Consider the following 685-nt stretch of genomic DNA (forward strand, 5'->3'; position numbering starts at 1 on the left):
ATGCTCAAGTCGTAAGCACACTGGAAGAAGCTATTGAAGACTGTGGTCTTGTGGTAGGTTCAAGTGCTCGCTCTCGCACATTAGAATGGCCAATGCTTGAGCCACGTGAATGTGGTGAAAAGTTTGCAGTTGAAGGCCAAAAACATCCGGTAGCATTAGTGTTTGGACGAGAAAGAACAGGCCTAACTAACGAAGAGCTGCAAAAGTGCCACTATCATGTATGCATTCCTGCTAACCCTGAATACAGTTCCTTGAACTTAGCGATGGCGGTTCAAACGCTAAGCTATGAAGTTCGTGTTGCTTATCTTAATCTTGAGCAGAAACAATTCTCACCAGTTGAAGTCGAAGAGTACCCTCGTCATAAAGAGCTAGAAATGTTCTTTGACCATCTTGAAAAGGTCATCGTAGAGACCCAGTTTATAAACAAAGAACAACCTGGCCAGGTGATGAATAAATTGCGTCGTCTTTTCTCTCGAGCACGACCAGAGACTCAAGAGTTGAATATTCTTCGCGGTATTTTGACCTCGATTGAAAAGAAACTCTGAATAAAGAATAACCTTTTTAGGTGTAAGGATGAATACCTGAGTAATTTAGTCAAATAAATACTTGACCATTTTACTCGGGTATGGAAAAATCTTAACCATTACAAACCATGTGGATACGGTGTGGTATGAAACTTACATCT

General features: G+C 41.0%; 1 protein-coding gene. It reads left to right on the forward strand.

Annotated features, from left to right (window positions below):
* Positions 1–545, forward strand: a 545-nt coding sequence (gene trmJ / locus R8O11_RS28020; protein ID WP_318194974.1) for a tRNA (cytosine(32)/uridine(32)-2'-O)-methyltransferase TrmJ, incomplete at its 5' end; no start/stop codon positions are given.
* Positions 546–685 lie beyond the last annotated feature (140 nt).

The sequence above is a fragment of the Vibrio sp. 1288 genome (genome assembly GCF_033344475.1).